The sequence below is a fragment of the Marinobacter sp. AC-23 genome, from assembly GCF_001858325.1.
Lineage (GTDB): Bacteria > Pseudomonadota > Gammaproteobacteria > Pseudomonadales > Oleiphilaceae > Marinobacter.
The window spans coordinates 1-4,408 of the sequence record NZ_MBPP01000068.1; the positions used below are offsets into that span (position 1 = coordinate 1).

Sequence of the window (4,408 nt, forward strand, 5' to 3'; positions counted from 1 at the left end):
CTCTTGCCCGATCCGGCTGGCGCCCAGCGAACCTTGCGAACACCACCAGACCCTTTGATGAGATCGCCTGCATCAGGCTTCTGCAAAAGGTATGTTTGGAGCCCACGATATTCTTCGTCCGTGAGGTAGCTCGGCAACAACTTGGTAAATGTTGAGGTTTCGATGAATAGCATTGTCAAAACATACGGCATTGCCGTATAACAATCAAGGCTAGGTCAGCGAGGCGTAACGCTGAAATAAGCGGCGGCCCGACAGGGACGTCCGGTGGAGGCCGCAGAACGAACTTGATTGACTGGTTACAAAGCAAGAGCACCCGTTTACCCCCGAAGCTCTGGTGAAAACTGATGCTCGATGACCTCATAGTGCTGCACTGAAAGGTCAGGCTCAAGCTCGTAAACCTCATCTTCCGGGTACAAACGTGCCTGGGAAATATCGTCACCAGCAAACGCCTTAATGGACTCCAGGTTGTCCCAGTATGTGATGAGAGTGAGTTCAGTTTTGCCGGTGAGAGAGCGGCGGAGAATCTGTGCACCGATATAGCCCGATGTTGCGGAAGAATCCTTGATGCCGGTTTCATAAAGATAACCTGTGAACCCATCGCTGTGGGCGTCAGGCACTCGGCATTTCCATTCCCTGGCGATCATAACTACGCACTCTCCCTTGCTTTGTAACGCTCAGCTAATGTGCGCCGCCTGTGGCGTCACTATTGAGCGGCTTGTTAGCAGCTTCTGCTTGAAGGCGCTCAACCAGCCACACTTTGATGATTGACTGGCGGGTAACCCCAATGCGTGCCGCCTCACGATCCAACGACGCTACAACCCAAGTCGGAAAGTCGACGTTGATTCGCTTTTGTTCTTGGTTGACGCGGCGAGCAGAGGAAAGATCAAGATCATCAACGATATCCTTCTGACCTTCCTCAAATTTTTTATCGAAGTCTTTAGCTTTCATAGAGCTCAACCTCCTTCTTGCGAGAGCGCCTGACTGAAATCAGGCGGATGCGACCTTCCCTGTATGTGACGACAGTCGACCAGTGCTTTCCACCAATCTGGCCCAGCACACAGTCAATTTCTGTCTCCACAAGCCATGCTGGATCTATGAAGCGACTCACTTCAACCTGCCGCTGCCTGCCGGGAGTGGCCATGGCGCCTATCTCGAGGCTATGCAGCAGGTGGTAGTGCCGGCCCTGCGGCGTTTCTGCCCCGATGTCATCTTGGTGGCAAGCGGACTGGACGCCAATGCCAGGGAACCACTAGGACGGATGATGTGCCACAGCGACACCTATCGAGAAATGGCAAGGTTGATCAAGGCGGCCGACTTCGTGACACTGTTCCAATGACGAAAGCAAATAAACAGCTATATTTAAGATTCTAATAACACCAAACGGCTGCATAGCAGCCTTGGTCACTGAAAGGGATCGCCATGTTGCCCCGTCTTTTCATATTCGCATTGTCGCTTTTCGTTTCTTCTTTTGCAGCTGCGCAGGATTCAGCAACCTCGCGGTTAGATGTCGCTCAGTCGCAGGGCAAGTTACGGGTGTGCACTCCCGGCGATTACAAGCCGTTCAGCCTGCATCGCCCCGACGGTGGCTACGAAGGCCTTGATATCGACCTGGTGCAGGCGGCAGCCAAAGCGTTGGGCGTCGAAGCACAGTTCGTCAAATCATCGTGGCCCACCCTCATGACAGACTTCATCGAGAAGTGTGATGTGGCTGTCGGCGGAATATCGGTGACCGTCGACCGTCAAAAGACCGCGTTCTTCTCGTCACCTTACATGGTCAATGGCAAGGCACCGATCACAAAATGTGAGAACGTCGAACGGTTTCAAACCGTGGCCGACATCGACCAGCCAAACGTGACAGTGATTGAGAACCCAGGCGGCAGCAATGAGCGGTTCGCACGGGCCAACTTCAAGCAGGCCAAGATCGTTATCTTTAATGACAATACGACCATTTTCGATGAAATTCTAAAGGGCAATGCGGACGTAATGATTTCCGAATCGGTTGAGACAATCGTTCAGGAGAAGTTGCGCCCCGGATTGTGTGCAGTCAACCCTGATAAGCCTCTGCAGTATGGAGAAATGGCGTGGTTGCTGCCCCGGGGTGATGTGGTCTTCAAGGCCTGGATTGACCAGTGGCTTCACCTTGCCAAAGCAACGGGTGAGTACGACAGAATCGCCGATCAGTGGCTTCGATAGGCGGGAGTGTCTAATCGCCGGCGCTTGCTCTGATCTGCCAAGTCCCGGCGGGTGTCCCGTCAGAACATGAAGAGAGGAATGCACATGAAGAAAGCAAAGAACGAACTACCGACTCGTCTCGAAGCGGGCGGTGTCTGCTTTCAGGGCCAGGACTGGGGCGATATTAACGTCTCTCGCGTCCGGTTCCCTGCGGGTGCAGACGCCACCCCGCTGCTCGAGGGGTTACCGAACAATCTGTGCCAGTGCCCGCACTGGGGAACCGTGGTCAAAGGATCCATTCATGTGACCTATGCAGACGGCACTGAAGAGACGGTAAACGCCGGCGAGGTTTACTACTGGCCGCCAGGACACACGGTTAGAGTTGACGAGGATTACGAGGCAATTGAGTTCAGCCCAAGCGACCAAATGGGCGAACTTATGAATCACCTTGAAGCGAAACTGAAAGGCTGAATGGTGCGTGCCTCTTGACGTGGGGAGTCATATCAACGCCGTGGCTTTGCGGCGTGCCGGAGCGCTAGCTCAGGCGCGTCCGGCAACAGCCGTTGGTTAAATGCTTGAATGCGCATTGGCGTGCGCATAAACTAAGGCGTGCATTAAACAGCCACCTGGAGGCTCTGATGGCCGAACTCTACAATGCAGCCGCACCCAAAAAAGCAGCTAACCTCTCAATCAATAGCGATCTACTGCGCAAGACTCGGGAACTCAACATCAACCTGTCTGCTACTCTGGAGCGAGCCCTGAAAGAAGAACTTTCCAAACGCGAAGCAGCACAATGGGTTGAAGAAAATCGCGCTGCGATAAAAAGTTACAACGATTTTGTCGAACAACATGGATGCTTCGGCGACGAATTCAGGGAGTTTTAATGTCACAGTTCGATGTGTACCCCAATCCGAGCAAAGTTAGCAAAACTCATTATCCTACCTTGTCGATATTCAGAGCAGCCTCCTGAGCGAATTGGCAACTCGAATCGTCATCCCTTTGGGCAAACGCTCCGCCTTTGGTGGCGTATCCATGCAAGGACTCACGCCGGAAATCAGCTTTGCCGACCAAGAGCTTTTACTGCTAACCCCGCAAATTTCGTCTGTGCCAGAAAAGCATCTCAAAAACCCGGTTGGTTCCCTCTCGCATTTCAGAGACCAGATTGTCGGAGCTCTGGACCTTGCTGTCACCGGCATTTAACGCTTTTGTTCAGCGGTGATCTTGCACCACTTTAGTAGACACTTTAGGCCCTGAGCTTTTCATAATCTTCCGGGGATTGGTAGCCCAGGCTCGAGTGCAATCGCTCGCGGTTATAGAACATCATGTAGTGAATGATTTCTGAGACCGCCTGCACTTTCGTGTCGAACAGTCGCTTGTGCACCAACTCGGCCTTCAGGGTGTGGAAGTACGATTCCATCGCCGCATTGTCCAGCGGATTGCCCTTGCGGCTCATGCTGCGAACCATTTGTGCGGTCTCTAGCAGTTCCCGGTAATCGTGAGCCGCGTATTCGATGCCCTGATCCGAATGGAACAGGCAACCGGATAGTGGCGTTTCATTCAACAGCGCCATCCGTAACGCACTTTTCGTCAGCTCGCTATTGCGACGGCTGCTAAACGACCAACCGACGACTTTCCGACTGAAGAGGTCAATGATCGCCGCGTGGTACAGCCAGCCAGTGCGGGTTTTCAGATAGGTGAAGTCTCCCGCCCACTGTTGCCCGCAGCCTGTGGGTGCATCACTGCCTTTGAGTTGATTGCCGGCTGAACTGTAAAACGCGTGCTGACCCGGCCGCCAAGCGTACAGCCCAGTGGTAGACGCTTTGATCTCCAGGGCTCTCATCAATCGATTGGTAATCCCCCCATTTTAAGAGGGCATCAAAAGTAGAGCTTAGGCCACCATGGCCAATTTCTGTTGTGGGGTAATGCCCCCGAGGGCCATGTTGGGCCGTTCATTATTGTAGGTCCATAGCCACTGCGTTGCATATTCCTGAACCTCTTCAATGGAGTGGAACAGGTATTGGGCCAGCCAGTCATAGCGGACAGTCCGGTTATAGCGCTCGATATACGCGTTCTGCTGCGGGTTTCCAGGCTGGATAAAGACCAGTTTAATACCTTGTTTTTCAGCCCAGGCAGCCAGTGTCGCACTGATGTATTCCGGACCATTGTCACAGCGGATCTGGCTGGGCTTTCCCCGCCACTCGATGATCTGACCCAGGGCCCGTACAACACGCTCAGA

General features: G+C 53.4%; 9 protein-coding genes and 1 pseudogene. 5 read left to right on the forward strand and 5 right to left on the reverse strand.

The features are described 5' to 3' along the window. From BCA33_RS22305 to BCA33_RS17600, 3 genes and pseudogenes are all read right to left on the reverse strand, one after another. Positions 1-173: pseudogene (locus BCA33_RS22305) on the reverse strand (type II toxin-antitoxin system RelE/ParE family toxin); the annotation flags it as partial. Between the two features lie 144 nt (positions 174-317). After that, positions 318-617, reverse strand: a complete 300-nt coding sequence (locus tag BCA33_RS17595; RefSeq protein WP_254774570.1) for an antibiotic biosynthesis monooxygenase — start codon at positions 615-617, stop codon at positions 318-320. A 61-nt stretch (positions 618-678) separates the two neighbouring features. Further along, positions 679-948, reverse strand: coding sequence for a CopG family transcriptional regulator (locus BCA33_RS17600; RefSeq protein ID WP_071267905.1), 270 nt, complete (start codon positions 946-948; stop codon positions 679-681). An 82-nt stretch (positions 949-1,030) separates the two neighbouring features. On the opposite strand from BCA33_RS17600, the gene BCA33_RS20005 reads away from it, so the two are divergent. The 5 genes from BCA33_RS20005 to BCA33_RS17625 all read left to right on the forward strand — a co-directional run bounded on the left by BCA33_RS20005 (position 1,031) and on the right by BCA33_RS17625 (position 3,372). Continuing rightward, the gene (locus tag BCA33_RS20005; protein WP_083394814.1) at positions 1,031-1,336 is read left to right on the forward strand and encodes a hypothetical protein; all 306 of its coding nucleotides are present in this window, start codon (positions 1,031-1,033) and stop codon (positions 1,334-1,336) included. Between the two features lie 83 nt (positions 1,337-1,419). Further along, complete coding sequence (locus BCA33_RS17610; RefSeq protein ID WP_071267909.1) at positions 1,420-2,193, forward strand: transporter substrate-binding domain-containing protein; 774 nt, start codon at positions 1,420-1,422, stop codon at positions 2,191-2,193. An 84-nt stretch (positions 2,194-2,277) separates the two neighbouring features. After that, positions 2,278-2,643, forward strand: coding sequence for a hypothetical protein (locus tag BCA33_RS17615; protein WP_071267911.1), 366 nt, complete (start codon positions 2,278-2,280; stop codon positions 2,641-2,643). Positions 2,644-2,810: 167 nt separating this feature from the next. Continuing rightward, entirely contained in the window at positions 2,811-3,056 is a 246-nt protein-coding gene (locus tag BCA33_RS17620; protein WP_071267913.1) for a type II toxin-antitoxin system CcdA family antitoxin, read from the forward strand. Between the two features lie 91 nt (positions 3,057-3,147). Beyond that, positions 3,148-3,372, forward strand: a complete 225-nt coding sequence (locus tag BCA33_RS17625; protein ID WP_254774571.1) for a CcdB family protein — start codon at positions 3,148-3,150, stop codon at positions 3,370-3,372. A gap of 43 nt (positions 3,373-3,415) precedes the next feature. Here BCA33_RS17625 and BCA33_RS17630 read toward each other — a convergent pair whose 3' ends face one another. Together BCA33_RS17630 and BCA33_RS17635 are read right to left on the reverse strand one after the other, a co-directional pair. Beyond that, the gene (locus tag BCA33_RS17630) at positions 3,416-4,012 is read right to left on the reverse strand and encodes an IS3 family transposase (RefSeq protein WP_071267915.1); all 597 of its coding nucleotides are present in this window, start codon (positions 4,010-4,012) and stop codon (positions 3,416-3,418) included. 48 nt (positions 4,013-4,060) lie between these two features. Then, on the reverse strand, positions 4,061-4,408 hold a 348-nt coding region (locus BCA33_RS17635), incomplete at its 5' end, for an integrase core domain-containing protein (protein ID WP_139173051.1).